Origin of the sequence: Paenibacillus sp. UNC451MF (assembly GCF_000686845.1) — a bacterium.
Taxonomy (GTDB): Bacteria; Bacillota; Bacilli; order Paenibacillales; family NBRC-103111; genus Paenibacillus_S.
In genome coordinates this window covers 312,775-333,827 of record NZ_JMLS01000004.1, presented here as the reverse complement: position 1 = coordinate 333,827, position 21,053 = coordinate 312,775, and the positions used below count along the sequence as shown (strand labels likewise).

General features: G+C 45.8%; 16 protein-coding genes. 14 read left to right on the top strand and 2 right to left on the bottom strand.

What is annotated here, in order from left to right:
- Positions 1 to 42: 42 nt before the first annotated feature.
- The 10 genes from BP97_RS0109035 (at position 43) to BP97_RS0108990 (ending at position 16,178) form a co-directional block, all read left to right on the top strand.
- Positions 43 to 864 (top strand): sugar phosphate isomerase/epimerase family protein, encoded by an 822-nt coding sequence (locus BP97_RS0109035; protein WP_028548817.1) that lies wholly within the window; start codon positions 43 to 45, stop codon positions 862 to 864.
- A gap of 465 nt (positions 865 to 1,329) precedes the next feature.
- A complete protein-coding gene (locus BP97_RS0109030; protein ID WP_051620460.1) occupies positions 1,330 to 2,139 on the top strand; it encodes a helix-turn-helix transcriptional regulator in 810 nt (269 codons plus the stop codon).
- A gap of 303 nt (positions 2,140 to 2,442) precedes the next feature.
- Positions 2,443 to 3,816, top strand: coding sequence for an extracellular solute-binding protein (locus tag BP97_RS0109025; protein ID WP_028548815.1), 1,374 nt, complete (start codon positions 2,443 to 2,445; stop codon positions 3,814 to 3,816).
- 96 nt (positions 3,817 to 3,912) lie between these two features.
- Entirely contained in the window at positions 3,913 to 4,806 is an 894-nt protein-coding gene (locus tag BP97_RS0109020; RefSeq protein WP_028548814.1) for a carbohydrate ABC transporter permease, read from the top strand.
- A gap of 14 nt (positions 4,807 to 4,820) precedes the next feature.
- A complete protein-coding gene (locus BP97_RS0109015) occupies positions 4,821 to 5,666 on the top strand; it encodes a carbohydrate ABC transporter permease (RefSeq protein WP_028548813.1) in 846 nt (281 codons plus the stop codon).
- Between the two features lie 115 nt (positions 5,667 to 5,781).
- Positions 5,782 to 6,294 (top strand): L,D-transpeptidase, encoded by a 513-nt coding sequence (locus tag BP97_RS0109010; RefSeq protein WP_231506253.1) that lies wholly within the window; start codon positions 5,782 to 5,784, stop codon positions 6,292 to 6,294.
- 533 nt (positions 6,295 to 6,827) lie between these two features.
- Entirely contained in the window at positions 6,828 to 8,987 is a 2,160-nt protein-coding gene (locus tag BP97_RS0109005) for an efflux RND transporter periplasmic adaptor subunit (RefSeq protein WP_028548811.1), read from the top strand.
- A complete protein-coding gene (locus tag BP97_RS0109000) occupies positions 8,984 to 12,127 on the top strand; it encodes an efflux RND transporter permease subunit (RefSeq protein WP_028548810.1) in 3,144 nt (1,047 codons plus the stop codon). Before BP97_RS0109005 ends, BP97_RS0109000 begins: the two co-directional genes overlap by 4 nt.
- A 46-nt stretch (positions 12,128 to 12,173) precedes the next feature.
- Positions 12,174 to 15,056, top strand: a complete 2,883-nt coding sequence (locus BP97_RS35700) for an RCC1 domain-containing protein (protein WP_051620459.1) — start codon at positions 12,174 to 12,176, stop codon at positions 15,054 to 15,056.
- Positions 15,057 to 15,236: 180 nt separating this feature from the next.
- A complete protein-coding gene (locus tag BP97_RS0108990; RefSeq protein WP_028548809.1) occupies positions 15,237 to 16,178 on the top strand; it encodes a metallophosphoesterase family protein in 942 nt (313 codons plus the stop codon).
- A gap of 88 nt (positions 16,179 to 16,266) precedes the next feature.
- Here the strand turns inward: BP97_RS0108990 and BP97_RS0108985 are convergent, their stop codons facing one another.
- Together BP97_RS0108985 and BP97_RS0108980 are read right to left on the bottom strand one after the other, a co-directional pair.
- Positions 16,267 to 17,535, bottom strand: coding sequence for a glucuronate isomerase (locus BP97_RS0108985; protein WP_028548808.1), 1,269 nt, complete (start codon positions 17,533 to 17,535; stop codon positions 16,267 to 16,269).
- Between the two features lie 327 nt (positions 17,536 to 17,862).
- Complete coding sequence (locus BP97_RS0108980) at positions 17,863 to 18,069, bottom strand: DUF1657 domain-containing protein (RefSeq protein WP_028548807.1); 207 nt, start codon at positions 18,067 to 18,069, stop codon at positions 17,863 to 17,865.
- Positions 18,070 to 18,246: 177 nt separating this feature from the next.
- Between BP97_RS0108980 and BP97_RS0108975 the strand changes: the two genes are divergently transcribed.
- The 4 genes from BP97_RS0108975 to spoVAE are packed head-to-tail and all read left to right on the top strand — an operon-like array spanning position 18,247 to position 21,011.
- The gene (locus tag BP97_RS0108975; protein WP_442952355.1) at positions 18,247 to 19,104 is read left to right on the top strand and encodes a DUF421 domain-containing protein; all 858 of its coding nucleotides are present in this window, start codon (positions 18,247 to 18,249) and stop codon (positions 19,102 to 19,104) included.
- Between the two features lie 49 nt (positions 19,105 to 19,153).
- Entirely contained in the window at positions 19,154 to 19,627 is a 474-nt protein-coding gene (spoVAC, locus tag BP97_RS0108970; RefSeq protein WP_028548805.1) for a stage V sporulation protein AC, read from the top strand.
- A 4-nt stretch (positions 19,628 to 19,631) separates the two neighbouring features.
- The gene (gene spoVAD / locus BP97_RS0108965; protein ID WP_028548804.1) at positions 19,632 to 20,645 is read left to right on the top strand and encodes a stage V sporulation protein AD; all 1,014 of its coding nucleotides are present in this window, start codon (positions 19,632 to 19,634) and stop codon (positions 20,643 to 20,645) included.
- Between the two features lie 15 nt (positions 20,646 to 20,660).
- A complete protein-coding gene (gene spoVAE, locus BP97_RS0108960; RefSeq protein ID WP_028548803.1) occupies positions 20,661 to 21,011 on the top strand; it encodes a stage V sporulation protein AE in 351 nt (116 codons plus the stop codon).
- Positions 21,012 to 21,053: the final 42 nt, after the last annotated feature.

Genomic DNA, 21,053 nt, shown 5'->3' with positions numbered 1-21,053 from the left:
GATGTAAGTTTTTACTTCGTAAAAACTCTTAGGAGGCTAACCATGAACGCATTGCAAAATATTGACCGTTTAAGCTTTAATCAAATAACGGCAGATCGCTTAAGCTTGCCTGAAGTGGTGGAAGGCTGCTTAAGAGCAGAGGTGCCATGGATCGCCCTTTGGCGCCATAAAGTAGCGGAGACCGGCTTGGCAGAGAGCAAACGCCTCGTCAAGAATGCTGGCTTAAAAGTCTCGAGTCTTTGTCGCGGAGGGATGTTCCCTGCAGCAACTGCAGCAGAACGTCAAGCTCGTATCGATGATAACCGGAGAGCCGTTGATGAAGCAGCTGAGCTGGGAGCGGAAGTCCTGGTGCTAGTATGCGGACCTGCACCGGACAAGGATATAGCAGCAGCACGTCAGATGGTTGAAGACGGGATAGCGCAGTTAGTACCGTATGCTCAATCATGCGGCGTCAAGCTGGGGATCGAGCCCTTGCATCCGATGTATGCAGCGGAACGCTCTGTCATCAATACATTAGCTCAGGCTAATACAATTGCTGAGCAATATAGCCCGGAACAATGTGGTGTCGTCGTTGACGCTTTCCATGTATGGTGGGATCCGGAGTTGTACGCACAAATTTCACGCGCTAGTGGTCGCATTTTAGGCTTTCACGTCTCCGATTGGATCGTACCAACTCCTGATTTGCTGATGGGCCGAGGAATGATGGGGGATGGGGTCATTGATTTGCCGCGGATTCGTAATGCTGTTGAGGCGGCTGGATATGACGGTCCAATTGAAGTTGAAATTTTTAATCGGATTATTTGGGATATGGCAGGAGACGATGTCCTTGCTTTAACCAAAGATAGATTCTTAAAGTACGTCTAATATTCAATTTGCATTGTAAGCTCATATCTCAATCTCACAAGTCTGCTGCAATTGTGTCTCTAATCGTTTGCAAGTCGTACTAGGAAGCTATTTTCCTGTCGAAGGCGGTGTCTGACCGGATGGATACGGATTTTATTTGTCAATATTATTGGCCAGACGGTAGTAAACAAGCGGTAGAACGAGAAGAAAAGGTTCGCCGGAAGCAGCGGACCCCTGTGAAGAGAATGTGGTTATTTAGATTGTTTTTCAAAAAATCCAAGTATCCCACATTAAGAAGAATAAAGTAATTGTGCAGCAAAGCAGCCCCTCAGGTCGAATCGGTCTGAGGGATGTTTGCGTTTCATGTTATGTAGGTTATTCGCATAAATGCTTGTTGCTTAAAGGTAAAAAAGGTAAAATGGGGTAACGAACGGTCAAGAGGCGAAAAGTCTATCGTTTGAATACGCTCACAAGGCGGGCTTGACAATGATTGGTATTCATTTGTATGAAAGTAAGCATCAGGAAAGCTACAAAGTCCAAATCCATCATCATGCGAATGTGCAAATTCTATACGCGATAGAAGGCGAAGGAAGCATATGGCTGGAGGGTCAGCAATATGCCTTTGAGCAGGATAATGCCGCATTTATTTATCCGTTTTCCAAGCATGCTGTTTCCTCCAATTCTCATTTGACGCTTCTTGTCCTTGCCTTTGACGATCTATCCGAAAAGCAGGTTTTTCATGAGAATTGTAGGCCCTTTTTGTTCAATCGGTCGGAGCTATTGAAGCTTAATGCTTTTCATGCCAGCGAACTGCGCTTGATGCTAAGAAAGCTGCTATTTGAACAAAAACAGTCTGACCCATTGAGCGACTGGGCTATGCATAATTTAATTCAAGACATCTATTTACTGATGGTACGAGCTAAAGAGTCTAGGCAGGTACAGGACGCGAATGGACTACGGGCAGAGCGGATACGCAATTACATTGATCTACACTATTATGATTCGGTAACTTCTGAAGAGCTTAGCGGAAAGCTCGGGATTAGTATTCGTCAGATGAACAAAATTTTTAAGAAAGAATATCAGATGACCCCAATGCAATACATAACGGAGGTAAGAATGGGACTTGCTAAGAAGCTGCTTGCAGAGTCCGATAAAGATATTGTTTCGATTTGTTTCGAAGTGGGGTATGAATCGCTGCCCACCTTTTACCGTACCTTTAAGATGGCGATGAATATGTCACCGAACAAATATAGGCAGCAGTTGTTTGCTGCAGATGTGCAAGGAAATTTAGAATAATGAATAAAGACTTTACCAAACGTATCTTATAACGGTATAATAGAATCAAGCTGAAAGCGATTACAAATAAAATTAATTACCATAAAATGGATTAATATCATTTTTTAAACAATGTGTTGACTCTATGTTACTTATGATGCTATAGTATAGACGACAATTGAACACTTTCATCACATAACGTGTTACCTTCTTAGGGCATTAGTTATGGGGAGCTTTAAAGCTTCCCCTAACTATGCCCTTTTTTGCTTGTCCGATGAAAGGTTCATTGGGTCCATTCTATGATTGAAAAGGGAGCGAGGCATGATGATGAAAAAGAAATGGCTAAATTTGGCGTTAATCAGCACGTTCGTGTTGTCTGCAGCCGGCTGTGGAGCACCAGCTGCTAAACCTACCGGTGGTGATTCCAAACCAAGTCCTGACACCAAACCTGCAGTAAGCGCACCAAGTGGAAATGCGACAAATACGGATAAGAAGCTGACAGGTGATTTTGAAATTCAATATTTTGTTGGTGGCTACGGCGATGCTTGGTGGAAAGAAATGATTGCCGAATTCCAGAAAAAATATCCTGATCTGAAGATCAAGGAATCTGCAGGTGCAAAGATTAACGATCAAATGAAGCCACGCTGGATTCAAGGTAACCCACCTGACTTTGTATATATAGACGGAGCGGGAGCGAATGCGAGACAAATGGTGAAAGACGACCAATTAATGGATATTACCGATTGGTTGAAGGATTTGAAAAATGCTGATGGAGAGAAGTTATCTGATCTATTGATTTCCAAACCGGAGGAATATGAAGCTGGTAAAAACCATACAGTTCCTCTTGTTTTCGGATCATGGGGTACCTTTTATGACAAGGCATTATTCACGAAGAACGGCTGGGAAGAGCCGAAAGACTTTCCAAGTTTCCTTGCCGTAGCGGACAAAATCAAGGCTTCCGGAATGACTCCTTACATTCATACCGGGGTGTATCCGTATTATATCGCAGGCGGTCTGCTGGATTCGGCCACCGTATCGGCCAACAAGGACGACGCTTCGATTTTGAAGAAAGTTGCTTCCCTCGAACCTGGCATTTTCAAAAGCGAGCCGGTTATGAAAGCGTTGGACAAAATTGTACAACTACGGGACAAAGGTTTAATCGATCCAGGCTCTGTTTCCCTCAATCATACGGATTCTCAAGCTTTATGGCTGCAGCATAAGGCGGCGTTTATTCCAAACGGCCTGTGGCTTGAAAACGAGATGAAGAAAGACATACCGCAAGGCTTTGACTTTGGCTTTATCCCTTCGGTTTCCCAAGATAAAGGCGGCAAATATATTGCCATTCCTTACACAAGCACCATTGCCGTAGCTAAAAAAGCTAAAAATCCAGATGCGGCAAAAGCATTTATACAATTCCTTTTCACTAAGCAGCATGCAGTAAGATGGGCAGAATTAACTGGAGCTTTGATGAATGTGAAGGCAGATCTGGATTCATCTAAAGCCAGCAACGTCGTTAAATCGGCAATGAAATATTACAATTCGTCGAACACGGTGGTAGCTCCTGAAGTAGTGCTTCCAGCAGACGTTGAGAAAGCTCGGAATGACGCAATTGTAGCGCTGACAACTAGCAAGATCACTCCAGCGGAGTGGGCGGATCGTATGGAGAAAGCGGCAGAAAAGGCTAGAGCAAGTAAGTAACAGCTTGTACTCATCTAGCGGCATCGGTAAAGCGAGGGGCTTCATGCTCCTTGCTTCCGAGCCTTACTAATATCAAGAAAAGGCTGGTAAACGACTATGAGCGCCAAAGCCAAAAAAGTTTTGTTTATCGCATCATTTATAATTCCTACATTTGTATTGTTTTGTGTATTTACGGTATACCCGATTGTCAAAGGGATCTATATCAGCTTATTCGATTGGTCCGGAAGCTCAGAGCATATGGACTTTGTAGGGTTACAAAATTTTCGCGATTTGATTGCCGATCCGATTATACGGACTGCCATTTACAATGATTATTTTTTAGTATTTTGGAAAGTTATCGGCATTATGTTACTGGCGACTTTATTTGCTGTAGCATTAACTCGCTTTCATATTAGGAAGGCTGCATTTTTTCGCGTTGTCTTCTTTTTTCCCAATGTTATCTCCGTTGTGGTTATCGGAGTGCTGTGGCGCTACGTATACAACCCGAATCTCGGGTTTCTAAACTCATTCTTATCGTTATTCACAAGCGAACCGGTCAAAATTCCTTGGCTCGGAGATGAGAAATACGCCATGTGGTCTTTGCTCCCCCCGACCATTTGGGCAGGAATCGGTTTTTATATGATTTTACTGATTGCAGCAATTTTGAGCATTTCCGATACACTGTATGAAGCTGCTGATATAGACGGTGCCTCGCAATGGGAGCAGTTCTGGTATGTGACGCTTCCTCTTATATGGGAACAGCTGAAAGTATCGATTCTTTCTATTGTAATGACGACCTTAAACGGATCATTTATTATCGTGACGATTATGACGGAAGGCGGACCTGATAATGCTACGCAGGTAATGGGGTCTTACTTGTACCAGATGGGCTTTAAGCAATATCACATGGGCTACGCTGCATCGATTGGTGTTCTCATTCTAGTGCTCTCACTTATTACTACCGTAGCACTGCAAAGATTAATGAAGCGAGACGTTATAGAGATCACCTAGAAGGGGGGAAAGACATGAATACAGGAATAAAGCATCCATTGATGCGTTTATGTATGAAAATCATATTGGCTATTTGGACCGTATGCGTCTTGTATCCATTAGTGTGGACTATACTAGGGGCTTTCAAGGATAATGCCCAATTCATGCAGGGGAAACCTTGGGATCTACCGATGCTGCCGCTTGTGTGGTCGAACTATTCTTATGTCTGGGATAAATACCATATTGGAGGGTACTTCCTCAACTCCCTTCTGGTTACAATAGTCAGCACCTTATTAGCTGCATTGTTAGCGGCAACAACGGCTTATGTATTGGCTCGTTTTGCATTTAAAGGCAGTGGCTTGTTGTACACTACTTATATGGCTTCCATGATGATTCCCATGATCCTCGGATTAATTCCGTTGTTCTTCCTTTTAAATGATTTGCATCTCATTAATAATCTGTTCGGGCTTAGCCTGGTATATGGGATGGGAGCGTTACCGTTCGGGGTGTTTGTATTGGTAGGCTTTTTTAAATCGCTTCCCAAGGAAATGGAGGAGGCTGCTTCTATCGACGGGGCAAGCCATTATCGTACTTTTTTTCAAATCATGCTCCCGCTAGCGAGACCCGGCATAATTTCGGTAAGTATTATGAATGTATTGAATATTTGGAATGAATATATCATGGGTACAGTGTTTATAAACGACCCGGTCAAATATACATTACCTGTCGGTATTGCCATTATGCAAGGAGAAATGCAATATCGAACGGAGTGGGGGCCGCTGTTTGCCGCTCTGCTCATTTCGATGCTGCCTGTTCTATTGTTCTATGTTGTATTTCAAAAGCAAATTTCAGGCGGAATTACGGCCGGCGCTGTTAAATAGAAGAAATAAGTTAAAGGGGAGGCTGGAGAAGCCTTCTCCTTTTTAGTTTGCGATACATAAAACTAAGGCAGTAGAGAACAATAACCGTGCATAATAGGCAAAGGATGAGGTCACATTGAAGCTTATTAAGGTACCGGTAATTGTAACGATTTGTTTGTTTCTTTGTATTCAGGTGTTTACGATTCGAAATGTGACCGTGGCGGCACCTTCTGCCATGCCGTTGGAGGCACTTCAAGAAGAAGGGGTCTATATTGAAATAAATAAACGAAGCAATACGCTTATCGTTTATGTGAACGGTCGTGCGCATTACTATTTCTCCGTAGCAACAGGACGAAGGAAAGAACTGACGCCCGTTGGTGAATTTCATATCGTAACCAAAATTGTGAAGCCGTACTACGTGCGTAAGCAAATTGCCGGAGGTCACCCAAAGAATCCTTTGGGCTCAAGATGGCTGGGAATAAGCGTACCTGGAACCGGAGGATACACCTATGGAATCCACGGCACGAATCGCCCCTACTCTATTGGAAGTTATGCGTCTTCCGGGTGCGTCCGTATGCATAACCGAGATATAGAATGGCTCTATAGGCACATCCCATTGGGAACCAAAGTTATTATCAAAGAAAAATAAATGAGGCTGAGTATAAAAAGAAATAAACCTGATCATACTATATTTAGCGGTGAAAAGAGAGGCGTGGTTCCGTTGAACGATTCAGCGAAACATTCCGGGAATATTGTGGTAGACTCCAGATAGAAGCGGAGGGATGTGCCAAAGACACGTTAGTGTAGTACACGTACTGCAATAAAGTGAACAAGGTTAATCACTAGCTTTTGGAAGGATCGAGCAAGATTCAACAATCAATTCACCGCTAAAAGGACCCTGAGAGGGGTCCTTTTTTTTATGCGTAAATAAAGCTGTATCAATTTTCTTTACGCTCAATGCTGTATCAATTTTCATGAGAGAAAGTGTCAAAAGTGTCCTTTTTTTTACACATTTTTCACATTTATATCATAGTTTCATCATGAATATACGCTAAGTTGATGATAGTTGGTGCAGTTTTATTCGAGCACCTCGTTTCGTTGGCCTTGGCAGCAAGGTAAACCCTCATTTTTGGAGCAGATCCTTATAGAGGAAGACGGGCATGAATACATGGAGGTATGGGAATGATCAGGTGGATCCAGAATGTATCCAAAAAGTGGGTTGTTGCTACCATTGCAGTGATTGCTATCATTGCCGTTGTAGGTGCGACATTCACGAACTGGGGAGGTCCGAAGACAGGACAGACGGGAGCCCAGACAGCACAGAGAGGGGGCCCTAGACAGTTTCCAGTAGAAACGCTTGTCGTGAAAAAGTCCGATGTGGGCGGCGGACAAGTGTATACGGGGTCAATCACCCCGCAGTATACAACCAATGTCTCTTCTCGTGTTACTGGACGTGTAACGGATATTGTGGTCAAGCCAGGTGATCGTGTCAAGGTAGGTGATCCGTTGGCTCAAATCGATACTACACAGCTGCAGCAGCAAATTGCTCAGTCTCAAAGCGCACTGGCAGTAAGCTCGGCTCAGCTTCAAAGGTCTACGAATGACCAGGCGAACAGTGAAGCGACCGCAGAGAAGCAGCTGTCAGTACAAAAAGCGAATCTGGAAAAGGCGGTAGCCGATCAACAGAATGCAGTAGCTTCTGCCAAGCAGCAGGTCGCCATATCCCAAGCGAATTACAACAAGGCGTTAAATGATCAGCAAAATTCCATTGCAACCGCCAAGCAGCAGGTCGCTATAACACAGCAAAGCTTAAACAATGCGATCACTACATATAACACGAACTTGACTAACGCTCAAAATACTTTGAATGCTCAGCAGGATAGCATTCAAACGTCTCAAGTGAATTCCAATAATACGTTGGACTCACTTCAACTAAAACTCCAGCAGGCTATTATCAATTATAAAAATGTGAAAGAAGGTTCGGCTTCGAAAGTAACGGATGTCGAGAACGCACTGCAAAAGATTCAACAAGCACAGCTAGATTTGGATCAGGCGCAGCAAACTACGCCGAGCTCATTGACTTCCGCAACCTCTGCGTTACTTAAAGCTCAAGGAGATTTGGTCGCTGCTCAAAACTCCCAATCGGTACAGGTGGCTCAAGAGCAGTTGAACCGTGACACGATCTCACTTGCCAATGCACAAAACACATTATCTGTCATTTTGGATACGAACCAGCTGACGATGCAGAAGGATCAACTAGCCTTGGCTAATGCTCAAACGAATCAAGAGCTTAGCTTGAACGTATCCAAAGCTCAGGTTGCCCAGTCGGAACAAGCACTTCAAACAGCGAAATCCACCGATGCCGTAACGGTAAGTACAGCCCAATTCGAACAGGCTCAATCCAACCTGAAAATACTTAACGAACAGCTGCAGGATGGGGTGTTATTATCGCCTGTTGATGGAGTTGTAACCGCAATCAATACTCCAGTTGGACAAAATGCGGGCAATAACGGAAATATTGTTTCTGTAGCCGCCTTAAATCCTACTCAAGCGACAGTGAACATCCCTGAATCCAGTATTGGTAAAATCAAAAAAGGGATGGAAATGAAAGTTAATGTTCCTACTTTGAACAAAACGTTTGAGGGTGTCGTGGCTGCCATTCGCCCAACTTTGGATTCAGTAACCAAAGCCTATGGGGTAGATATTAAAATAGATGACCCTAAAGGCGAAGTGCTTCCAGGAATGTTTGCAACTTCAAGCATGAAGAGCGAAGGACGTCAGGCCATCATGGTGCCTGCAGATGCCATACTTTCACAGCCAAACGGAACTGCCGCATTTATCGTTAAGGATGGCAAAGCGAAAAAAGTAACTGTAAAGATTGGTACTATGACTAGCTCTCAATTCGAAGTCACAAACGGATTAAGCGAGGGAGACGAGCTTGTAGTGAAAGGACAAGAGCTGTTGTCCGATAAAGCGAGTGTCCAGATAGTCCAACCGGGTCAGGAAGGACAGCAATCGGGACAGAAGCAAGGTCAGCAAGGACAGCAGCAGCAAGGGCAGCAAAACGGCCAAAAGCCTCAAGGACAGCAGCAAAATCAACAAGGTCAGCAAAACAATAAAGCTGCACAGGGAGAAAAGCCTGCTCAAGGAGATAAGCCTGCACAGACTGAGAAGCCACAAGGCGAGAAGAAACAAGACGAGAAAAAGCAGGGAGAAAAGCCTCAAGCTGAAAAGGCACAAGGTGAAAAACCAAAGGAACAAGGGGAGCAGCCCCAAACGAATCGTCCCGCTAATTCGAATGGCGGTGCAGCCGGTCAAACGGGAGCAGGTGGCGGTCAGTGAATTTAGCGAATTTTTCAGTTAATCGTCCTGTTACGATACTGATGATTATGATCGCTTTAACCATATTAGGATCGATAGCGGCGCCGTTGCTGCCTGTCGATTTGTATCCGAATATGGAAATTCCAACAGCAACGGTTTCCGTGAGCTGGCCTGGAGCTTCGCCAGGACAAGTGGAGAATCAGGTGACGAAACGAGTGGAGGCTTCGATGGCAACCATAGCCAACGTGTCATCGGTGACCTCGAACTCGCGAACCGGAAGCAGTAACGTCACTATACAGTTTAATTTCGGTACAGATATTAGTGAAGCCACATTAGCCATGCGGGATCGCTTGGACCGAGTCCGGAGACAGCTGCCGGCGGATGCGGATGCACCTGTCGTTTCCAAAGCGGACCCGAACAGCTCGCCGATTCTGAGTCTTTCGCTATATGGCAAAGATATTGATCTAATCACATTGCGCGATTTGGCTGACAACGTCGTCAGTCCTGCCGTACAACGTGTAGAAGGTGTTGCATCCGTCGGAGTTAGCGGAGGCCGTGTCCGGCAAATTCAATTATTAGTCGATCAAAATAAACTTACCCAATATGGCATTACGTTCAATCAGGTTACTCAAGCTCTCAGCAACGATAACCAGTCGATGGATGCCGGTCTCGTATATAAGGGAGATCAGCTCGTTCCCTTAAGAATCAGCGGAGAATTCAAGTCGACGTCTGAAATCGAGAAGGTAAGAGTTCAGCTATCCAGAGGGCAGTCACTCGAGTTAGGTGAGCTTGGTAAAATCATTGACACTTATCAAGACATTACATATGATTCCCGTCGAAATGGGGAGCAGAGCGTCGGGATATCCGTGTTGAAGCAATCTGATGGCAATACAGTTAAGGTTGCCGACAATATCCGGGCGGCTATGAGTGACATTCAGAGCAAGCTGCCAGAAGGTGTAAAGCTCGCCGTTCTTAACGATTCTTCTAAATTTATTAAAAGCTCGATCAACACGGTTATTGAGCATACCCTTCTTGGCGCTGTATTCTCCATCATCATTCTGATGCTGTTCTTGAATAGTATCCGCGCTACATTGATTATCGGTGTCGTCATTCCGATATCGGTTATCAGTACATTCAGTATGATGTATTTCTCGCATCAGACGATCAATACCATTACGCTCGGGGGCTTGGCGCTAGGCTTGGGCTCGCTAGTCGACTTTGCGGTCGTCGTGCTTGAGAGCATATACAGGAAGAAAGAAGAAGGACTCTCGCCTACAGAGGCGGCTAAGCAAGGAACAGCCGAAGTGGGGACTGCCGTATTGGCTTCCGCATTGGCACAGATTGCTGTTTTTGCGCCAACCGTATTCATTAACGGGATGATCAAAAATTTCTTCGTTCCGATGGCGTTAACGGTCAGCTTTTCGCATATTGCAGCTTTGTTTGCAGCTATCACATTGGTACCGATGCTTGCGGCTAAAATTTTGACCAAGCATCATGACGAATCTTTACCCGAAGGGCGCTCCTACAACCCGGCTGTTTGGTTTGGCCGCGGCATGAACCGTTTTACGGGAGGATACATTGGCATGCTGCGCTGGTCTCTTAGCCACCGCTGGGTCATTATTTTAGTTACCGTAGGGATGCTTGGAGGCAGTGTGTATTTGGCCAAATTTGTAGGCTCGGAGATGATGCCGAAGTCCGATGAAGGGCAGCTGAACATTAATATTAGCTTGGGGCAAGGAACGAAGTTTGAAATAACGAACGCTCTCACTACTAAAATTGAAGAGCAGATTAAGGACATTGAGGATATCGAAACGATTTTCACTACTGTTGGCAGTGCTGGCGGGGGTGCTTTCCAAAGTTCCTCGACTAACTCAGCTAACATAAGCGTCACGCTTAAGCCACTCGAGGAGCGGAAGCTGAAGACAGAACAAATTGTTGAACAAATCCGTAACATGACGCAAGGAAACCCTGGAGCACAAATCTCGGTTAACAGCCGTTCATCTGTACGTCTGCCAGGCTTAGGCGGAGGAGGCGGCGCAGATATTACAGTGAACCTGAACGGCCCGGATATGGCGGTTCTGAGCAAGCTGGGTGATATGGTAGCCGAGGAGCTCCGTGGTATCCCGACATTACGCAGTGTACAAAATACATTGGAACGCAGTATTCCAGCGTACGATATGACAATTGACCGCGATGCTGCAGCCTACTACGGAATTTCCGTTCGAGAGGTTATGACGGCTGTTAGAACAGCTTATCAAGGCTCTGTAGCGACAAACTTTAAGACAGGGGATGCGCAAATTTCCGTATTAGTCAAATATCCAACGGAATTTACGAACAACCTGGAGAACCTGAATCAAGTGGTCTTGAACACTTCGTCTGGTGCACAAATTCCATTGAGCGCTATTGCTAAGGTTACTCCTGGCTCAAGCCCTGCGCAAATTCGCCACATTAATCAGCAGCGTTTGACAACAGTTCAAGCTTCCGTATCCGGTGCTGCAATCGGGGATGTTGAGAAGGAGGTTCAAGCACGGCTGGATACGATACAGCCTCCAGATGGCTATTCGATCAATCTGACGTCTAAGAGCGAAGCGAATAGTACGTTCAGCAGCTTATATTTAATGCTTGGTCTGTCTGTTGTTCTGGTTTATATGGTTATGGCGAGCCAATTTGAATCGTTATATGGTCCCTTCATTATTATGTTTTCGCTGCCTCCGACGTTTGTCGGAGCAATATTAGGATTGTATCTGACCAATCGGACCATTAATATGAACTCGGTTATGGGGATGATCATGCTGATGGGTATCGTCGTAAATAATGCGATTGTTCTCGTCGATTACACGAATCAGCTAAGGAAACGGGGCTATACGCTCTTCGATGCATTAATAGAAGCGGGAAGAATTCGGTTAAGGCCAATATTAATGACGACAGGAACTACCGTTCTCGCGATGCTGCCACTCGTCATTGGCTTCGGGGAAGGAGCGGAAGCTCAAGCTTCCATGGCTACCGTAGTGGCCTTCGGATTGACGTTGTCCACCATGGTAACCCTGCTTCTCGTTCCTGTTGTGTATACTTTGATGGACGGCATGATGGATTTCTTTCGCAGTAAATTGAAGCGCAAATCACCTCCAGCCCTGCCTGCCGATAACACTAACCTTTTATAATGCAGGGTCTAGAAAAGATTTCATACAATGGAGGAGAGAGTGAAAAATGGTTCGAAACCTTCGGAAATATAAAGGGAGCCAATGCTTTGCCTACATCATGGTCATCGCCTTGATGCTCCAATGCTTGATTGGTGCAGGAATGGTCCACGCGGAGGACTCCCCCGAGAACGGGGGAGCTGCTTCCTCTGGAACGGATACAGCTACAGCTACCACCCAAACTGGAATTCCTTCTTTGGGATTAGTACAAATAACCGCAGGTCTGGGACATACAGTTGCTCTCAAAAGCGATGGCACTGTATGGACTTGGGGGGATAGCCTACACGGTAAACTGGGAACGGGACCTAACGTATTTCGTTATGCTCCGAGCCAAGTAAAAGAGCTGTTCGAGATTAAAGCGATTGCCGCGGGGATGAATCACACGCTGGCATTACGTAAGGATGGAACGGTTTGGGCATGGGGCCAAAATAATAAGGGTCAGTTAGGTGACGGAACCAAAGAGGATCGTCCTATCCCGTTTGAGATTCCTGATCTAAGGGATGTCGTAGCTATCTCTGCCGGCAATAATTCATCAATTGCACTTAAGAAGGATGGAACGATTGTCACTTGGGGCGATAATGAGAAGGGACAGCTCGGGGACAGTACTTATGCGGACAAGCTATCTCCAAATCAGTTATCCTATCCCACCAATGTAACAGCAATCGCGGCAGGCGGCAATCACATGCTCGCTCTCCTTACCGATAAAACAGTCGTTGCATGGGGCGATAACACATATGGACAAGCCGGTGACTCCGTAACAGAGAGGAAGACGAATCGGCCTACAAGAGTCAATTATACTTATGAAACCAAGGCGATTGCCGCTGGTGGCAATTTTTCTATGCTATTGAAGGAAGACGGCAAAGTATGGACATGGGGTTACAACGTTTCCGGTCAGCTTGGTAACGGCAATACGACTGATCGGACATTTGCAGCAGAGGTCATTGGTATTACGGATGCGGTCGCCATTGCTGCTGGGAATTCTCATGCGGTAGTACTGCATAAGGACGGGAAAGTTAGCACATGGGGATTAAATAATTACGGACAGCTTGGCACAGGAGATTATAAAGATAGTGTCATTCATATTTACATCGACAATCTTAAGGATGTAGCCTTGATCGGTTCAGGACATTTTCATTCTTTGGCTGTCAAGTCGGATGGTACCGTTTGGTCATGGGGAAACAGCGCACTCGGACAGCTTGGGGACGGTGCGACGACAAATCGAATTTTACCTACGCTGCTTCCTAGATTTTCTTTATTAGTTAAGCCTCCGGCTCCTTCAATGGAGGGACATTACAGCTACAATAACACTCAAAACACAAGGGTCTTGACGGCTGGAGACTCGTACACGATGGTGTGGAGAAACAACAAGCTTTGGTCCTGGGGTGAAAACCTATACGGCCAATTGGGACAAGGCGTTAACATCGGTAAAAATAAACCTGATGAGGTAGAAGGGCTTTCTCAGGTAACGGCTCTTACCGCGGGATCTGGGCATGCTGCGGTACTCAGGAATGATGGCTCCGTATGGAGCTGGGGACTCAATCTAAGCAGCCAATTAGCGGATACGGCATCACTTGGCCGGAACATCCCATCGGCAATGGCTCAATGGAAAGATATAACGGATATCGCCGCAGGCAACGCATTTACAATAGCTCTAAAGAAAGATGGATCTGTCTGGGCTGTTGGAGATAATACATTTGGCCAACAGGGTGATGGCACGAGCGATACCCATTCAGAACCGGTTCAAATTCCTGGCCTAATGCGGATTAAAGCAATCGCGGCGGGGTTCAACCATGGCTTGGCATTGGCTGACGACGGCACGGTCTGGGCATGGGGGGATAACAGCAATGGCCAGCTTGGAGACAATACGACATTGTTGAAGCGAACGGCTCAACAAATTGTTGGCTTGGACGGTGTACAAGCCATTGCAGCAGGTAAAAGTCATTCCATTGCTTTGAAATCCGATGGAACGGTATGGACATGGGGTTACAACGGCTTCGGCCAATTGGGCGATAATACGAGCACAAATCGTATGCTTCCGGTTCAAGTAAGCGGAATGACGAAAGTAACCGCAATTGCAGGCGGAGCATTCCACACGCTTGCTGTCCGTACGGACGGTAGTGTATGGACCTGGGGCCTCAATAACTTCGGCCAGCTTGGGGACGGTTCAAAGACGAACCGTATGCGTCCGGTTCAAGCCCAAGGCATTGCGGGAGCGGCATCTATCGCCGCAGGAAGCGCTCATTCCGCTGCGATGACAGCGGATGGTAAGCTGTGGACATGGGGAGGCAACATGTCCGGTCAATTGGGCGACGGTACGTATTTGAACCGTACCGTACCCGGGGTGGTGACCGGCTTCGTTCGCTCCTTGAGCGATACGGCCGGTCACTGGGCGGAGGCTGCAATTGCCTCCGCAGTGGAAAAAGGCTATGCCGACGGGTATCCCGACGGCACGTTCCAGCCTAACGGCACGGTGACTCGTGCCGAGTTCGCCAAGATGACGGCAGCTGCTCTGCAGCTACCTGCAGCCCCAGTGGCGAGCGGTGAGGCTTGGTACAAGCCTTATACGGATGCATTAAGCAAGGCAGGCTTGAACGATCTAGAAAACACTGAAGCAGCTTGGAATGCACCGATTACACGGGCGGAGATTGCGTCCGTTGCAGTTCGTGCTACTAATAAGGAGCTGCAAAAGCCGAATACAGTCCTTACGGACTCATTCGCCATGCAGACAGCTGTTCAGAAGGGGATATTGCAAGGGTTGGATAACGGTCGGTTGGCTCCGGATGAATCGACGAACCGAGCCCAAGCCGTTACGATTATCGAACGGATACTCACACTGAACAGCGGCGGTAAGCTGCAGGTGGATGAAGCAGCAGTGAAAAATGCCGCACAATAGACAAAAGCAGTAAGGGAATATATCAAAAATAAGCAGGGGCTTTCAAGCCCTTGCTTTTTTATTCTGAGGTAATGAAGAAGAAATTGACAGTATACTTGGGGCGCCATACAATAATACAAGCAAGATTTGTCAGTATGCTTCATTGTGAATTTATTCCAATGGATAAAGGGGGAAATAGCTTTGAAACAATCGCTTTCATTTCGTCAAGATGGCACTTTCACGATCGTTCAGTTCACGGATGTTCATATGAAATCCGGGGGAGAGAATGATGAGCGCACGCTTTCGTTAATGCAATCGGTCCTTGAAGCGGAGCGTCCTGATCTAGTAGTATTCACTGGAGATGTGATTGAAGACAAGCATTGTGATGACCCGCTTCAAAGGTATCATAATGCTGTATCCGTCGTTGAGAATAGCCGAATTCCATGGGCGGTCGTATTTGGAAATCATGATACGGAAGCTAAGATTACAAGACAGGAACTGATGGAGGCAACGCTGCGCTATGAATTTGCTCTAGCTGAGGCAGGTCCTGAAGAGATTGGAGGTACAGGCAATTATGTACTCTCTGTAGCAGATTTGAATGGTAAGACGGCGGCATCAATGTATTTTTTTGATTCTGGCAGCGTATCTCCGCTTTCTCATGTTAAAGGGTATGGGTGGATCAGCAGAGACCAGGTGGCATGGTACGAGAGACAGTCACGGATGAGAACACAAGCGAATAATGGAGTTCCTCTTCCAGCACTTGCTTTTTTTCATATCCCATTACCTGAATATAATGAGGTGTGGCAGCAGGAGATTTGTTATGGAAGCAAGAACGAAAGGGTTTGCTGCCCACGTATCAATACGGGCTTATTCTCCGCTATGGTTGAGATGGGAGACGTCATGGGAACGTTTGCCGGTCACGATCATGTCAACGATTACTGGGGGACTAAGCAAGGAATTCGGTTATGCTATGGTCGAGCTACTGGCTATAATACATACGGACGTGAAGGCTTTTCCCATGGGGCAAGAGTCATCCGTTTGCAACAGGATAAGAAAGAGTTTGAGACCTGGCTACGCCTTGAAGACGGTTCTCGCTTGACGATACAGCCGGAGCACCAACCTGAACACGCACATTTATATTAGGATATTAGCAATTTTAGCATTTATCGATACGTTCTCATGACAAGAAGAAGGCGCCCTGTTTCCCAGGGACGCCTTCTTCTAATCTTAACTATTTGGAAGCCGCAGGATCGGGCTTGCCAAGAAACTTCCAGAATGTTCCACCCAGAAGGTCTTCTACATCGCGACGAATTTCCTCTTCTTCCAAACGCCACCCGGATGCGAGCAGATCACTGTATTTGTCACAAAGCACTTTTGCAATAATTTCACGGGAATGATCCCATTTATACAGCAGCTGATCAAGAATACGGCAATCCGAATGCTGTGGAATAATGCTGCCGCCCAGAAGCTCAAACCGCATGCGTGTTATTTCCTCGATCAAGCTCGGATTGTTCAAGAACCACCAGCAGCCGAAGATTAACAGATTGCGATTTTTACGTGCTGTAACGGCAAGCTCATGTTGGTTTTCACGGGAAAGCATAGTCACAAGGAACTTAACATCCTGATACTTGCTTACAATTCTTTCAACCGCACCGATATCGCTTTTGCCAAGACTGTCTCCAGCATCCTTCAAGGAAGGATTCACTTTGCGTTTAACACCGATCATCATTGCAAATGGAATACCGGCCTCACGCGCAACTGGTACGATACATTCATCGATAATACGTCCGCGTACCGAGTTTTCCGGATAAGCAAAATCGTTGGGCAGAGAGACGGCCATATACAATGGATTCATTCTGGTGATCCAATCATTCAGGAACCTGCGAATTTCCTCCATCGTACTTCCGGATAAATCCTGCTTAACATCATAGCCTTGCTCTACTAGCTTCGTCCAGCTTGTGTCCCAAAGATTGAGAAGAGGGTCAATACGCAAAGCTGCAAGGAAGCGAGGGTCCTGAGCGACATTCTCGTCCCATTTGCTGCGCTCATAAGCGTCGAATGGATCATTGGTCATAACAACGGTTTTTACTTTAGCGAGCTCAAGAATGCGATTAATGTAATCAGCAGAGCTGACGTTACGGAAATATTCACGGTAAGAGTTCAAATCACGGGATTTTAGGTCGAAGCCAAGACGATTCAGCACGGTAACAACACCGCGACATGCTTCACTGTAGGGTGAATGCTCGATGAACAGCGTTTGCCAGATCAGATCGGCTTGCTCCTGTTTGCTCATGTTCCAGAATGCCTCATAGGACAAATCAGAACGGAAGCGGAATGTCTCTGCGATCAAATAATGATAAGTAAGAAGTTCGTCAACGCCCCAAAGCAGCAAATCTCCGAACGATTCAGCAAATAAATGAGTATGTATGTCAGTTACTTGGGTGTTTTGCACTGTTTCTTTTACAAAAGAAACAAGCTGTTCCTTGCTTTGAATGCTCATAAATAAGTGGCCTCCCGCAAAATAAGTTTATGTTAACGTGAACAATGAACTTATTATAACATTTTTTTGAGCTTAGGCATATACACATTCGGTTTCATTTCGCCCGGCATAACATAGATTATGCATTTACCTATCGAATTGAATTAGTTAGGAGCCGAAAACCGAATGGATAAATGGACCTCATTGGTTGTTATACTCGTGCTCTTCCTTCTTTTGTTGATTTTGTTTGTTGCTTTTATTTGACGATAACTTTGTATTAGAAAAAAATAAAACAGCCTCTTAACCCTCATCAAGGGCCAGAAGGCTGTTTTATTATGTTGCGGCAAATTAGAAACCTTTATATTGAGGTTCTTCATTTTCCAATTGTTGAATGCGGCCGCTAACCTGATCCACTACGGATTGGGTTGTTTTTGCAGCTTGCTCGAACATTGTTTTCGCTTCTTGATTTTGAGTGCTGAGTGCGAAAGTTTCTAAGCTTGCTTGCGCACTTTTTAACGATGCGAGCGTCGTTTTTACGTTAGATGCTACCGTCATTTGTCTCACCTCCTCTTCAAGTCCTCTACTAATGTGTGCAGCATAAAAACATATAATGACTGTTATAACTTGGAAACAAAACTGGAAAAAAGTAAAGGGGGAAACATTTTATAACGACCTGCCTTTTAACAAATAATTGATTAGTAAAGTAACTCGTTTGAAAAGGAGACTATGGAAATGGAATGGCTACATATCGCAGTTAGATCACTTGGTGCAATTGCCATGTTATTCGTCATTACTCGTTTACTGGGTAAAAAACAAATTTCTCAGCTTACCTTCTTCGAATATATAACTGGGATTACGCTTGGTGAGCTGGCCGGTTTTATCTCAACGGACTTGGAAAATCATTATACTCATGGGATTACAGCCTTGCTTGTATGGTTTCTGGTGCCTCTGACTATAGAATTCGTGACCTTGAAAAGTGTCACACTACGCAAATGGTTTGAGGGCAATGGCACGGTCATGATCAAAGATGGAAAAGTGATGGGCAAAAACCTGAAGAAAGAACGATACACGGCGGACGAGCTGCTGGAGCAGCTTCGGAAGAAGAGTGTATTTAAAGTAGCGGATGTCGAGTTCGCGGTCCTAGAGGCAAGCGGAGAATTGAATGTGCTGCTCAAAAAGGAAAATCAGCCGCTAACCCCTAAGCAATTGGGTATCAAGGTCGGTCCGGAAAAAGAACCTCAAACGGTTATTATCGATGGAAATATTATGAACGAACCATTGGCTACTGCTGGATTTAGCCGTGCATGGCTGCAGACCGAGTTGGAGAAAATAGGGGTTACCAAGGACAATGTATTTCTCGGGCAGGTCGACTCTTACGGTGCGTTGTATGTAGATTTATATGACGACAAGCTGCAGGTTCCTGTTAATAACGAAAAGCTTCTGCTTTTTGCAAATTTAAAAAAATGTGAAGCCGATCTAACATTGTATGGCTTATCCACTCAAAACATTGAAGCCAAAAAAATGTATGAACAGTGCGTTCAACTGCTTCGCAAGGAAATTGTCAATCTGATACCTGTATTGAAAAGATAAGACTTACGGAAAGTGATTCCATCACGAAGGTGAGAAAGGAAGTGGAACCATGGCTACAAAAGCAAAACAAAAAATGACTTGGACTCAGGAGGAATATCAAGAGCTTGCCAAAAGCAAAGAACCGCCAAGACCAGTAATGAAAAACTGCCTTCGGGCTTTTTTAGTCGGAGGACTGATTTGTATCATTGGTCAAGCTTTAATGGAGCTTTTCATACGGGTGTTTGGATTCACTGAAAAAACAGCGGGCAATCCAACGGTTGCTGTGCTGATCTTCATATCTGTCGTTCTGACGTGCTTTGGAGTGTATGATAAAATCGCCCAGTGGGCAGGAGCAGGCTCTGCCGTTCCAGTAACAGGCTTTGCGAACTCGATGTGCTCTGCGGCTTTGGAGCATAAAAGTGAAGGCATTGTGTTAGGCGTAGGAGCCAACATGTTTAAGCTTGCTGGTTCAGTTATTGTTTTTGGTACAGTGGCTGCTTTCGTGATCGGAATTATCCATCTGCTCATTGGACTCGGGAGGTAATCGGATGCTGCAAGGACATCAAAGCTGGATATTCCGGAACAAGCCTGTCATTCAAGCGACAGCAACCGTTGTAGGTCCGGACGAGAGCGAAGGGCCGCTGGTGAATGATTTCGATATAGTTCATGGTGATCTGACCTTAGGGCAAGACAGCTGGGAGAAGGCAGAACGACAATTGATGGAGGAAGCGACTAAGCTTGCCGTTGAGAATGCTGGTTTAACGAAGGAGCAGGTTCAGTTCTATATCGGCGGTGATCTGATGAATCAGATTATTAGCAACACGTTTGCCGCTCGAACGATGTCCATTCCATATATAGGCATATTCGGAGCCTGCTCGACCTCCATGGAGGGTTTGGCTTTAGCCTCATTAGTGGTCGATTCGGGTTCCGCAAAATATGCGATGGCAGGGACCTGCAGCCATAACTGCACATCGGAAAAACAGTTTCGTTACCCTACCGAATATGGCTCGCAAAAGCCGCCTACCGCTCAATACACAGTAACGGGTGCAGGTGCGGCTGTATTGTCCCGCCATGGTAAAGGACCTGTAGTTACGGGTGCGACTATCGGACGTGTAGTTGATATGGGAATCAAGGATCCGTTCAATATGGGGGCTGCTATGGCGCCGGCGGCAGTAGATACGATGCAGGCGCATTTTCGCGACTTTCAGCGGGAGCCAGGGTATTATGACCTTATCGTGACAGGGGATTTGGCCAAGGTTGGCTATGAAATCGCTAATGAACTACTGGACAAGCATAAAGTGCCGATAAATCAAACCACATATAAAGATTGTGGCCTGATGGTATATGACATCGAAAAGCAGGGGGTTATGGCAGGAGGCAGCGGGTGTGGCTGCTCAGCAGTAGTAACTTATGGACATATTTTGAAAAAGATACGTAGCGGCGAACTGAAGCGTGTGTTGGTCGTGGCAACCGGCGCGCTGCTCTCCCCATTATCCTTTCAGCAAGGGGAAAGCATTCCTTGTATCGCTCATGCCGTAGCCATAGAGAGTGGGGAGGAATAAACCATGGATACCGTTATGCATTTCGTCTGGGCTTTCATAATAGGTGGAGCCATATGCGTCATCGGCCAGCTGCTAATGGATGTAGGGAAGCTGACACCGGCGCATACAATGAGCTCATTAGTTGTTGCCGGTGCAGTATTAGATGGCGTAGGCTTATACGAGCCGTTCATTAAGTTTGCAGGTGCCGGAGCTACAGTACCGATTACAAGCTTCGGTAATTCATTGGTTCATGGAGCAATGCAGGAGCTGAAGCAGCATGGAGCTATTGGGATCATTACGGGAATTTTCGAGGTCACGAGCGCCGGGATATCGGCCGCGATCATATTTTCGTTCTTGGCGGCTTTGGTTTGCAGACCAAGAGGATAATTTGAATAAGCTAACCTATGCTCCGGGGAAGATTCCTCGGAG

Bases quoted from the DNA above. Each gene is read 5' to 3' on its own strand.
- BP97_RS0109035 (WP_028548817.1), top strand. From the start codon at position 43: ATGAACGCATTGCAAAATATTGACCGTTTAAGCTTTAATCAAATAACG.
- BP97_RS0109030 (WP_051620460.1), top strand. From the start codon at position 1,330: ATGATTGGTATTCATTTGTATGAAAGTAAGCATCAGGAAAGCTACAAA.
- BP97_RS0109025 (WP_028548815.1), top strand. From the start codon at position 2,443: ATGATGAAAAAGAAATGGCTAAATTTGGCGTTAATCAGCACGTTCGTG.
- BP97_RS0109020 (WP_028548814.1), top strand. From the start codon at position 3,913: ATGAGCGCCAAAGCCAAAAAAGTTTTGTTTATCGCATCATTTATAATT.
- BP97_RS0109015 (WP_028548813.1), top strand. From the start codon at position 4,821: ATGAATACAGGAATAAAGCATCCATTGATGCGTTTATGTATGAAAATC.
- BP97_RS0109005 (WP_028548811.1), top strand. From the start codon at position 6,828: ATGATCAGGTGGATCCAGAATGTATCCAAAAAGTGGGTTGTTGCTACC.
- BP97_RS35700 (WP_051620459.1), top strand. From the start codon at position 12,174: ATGGTTCGAAACCTTCGGAAATATAAAGGGAGCCAATGCTTTGCCTAC.
- BP97_RS0108985 (WP_028548808.1), bottom strand. From the start codon at position 17,535: ATGAGCATTCAAAGCAAGGAACAGCTTGTTTCTTTTGTAAAAGAAACA.
- BP97_RS0108980 (WP_028548807.1), bottom strand. From the start codon at position 18,069: ATGACGGTAGCATCTAACGTAAAAACGACGCTCGCATCGTTAAAAAGT.
- BP97_RS0108975 (WP_442952355.1), top strand. From the start codon at position 18,247: ATGGAATGGCTACATATCGCAGTTAGATCACTTGGTGCAATTGCCATG.
- spoVAC (WP_028548805.1), top strand. From the start codon at position 19,154: ATGGCTACAAAAGCAAAACAAAAAATGACTTGGACTCAGGAGGAATAT.
- spoVAD (WP_028548804.1), top strand. From the start codon at position 19,632: ATGCTGCAAGGACATCAAAGCTGGATATTCCGGAACAAGCCTGTCATT.
- spoVAE (WP_028548803.1), top strand. From the start codon at position 20,661: ATGCATTTCGTCTGGGCTTTCATAATAGGTGGAGCCATATGCGTCATC.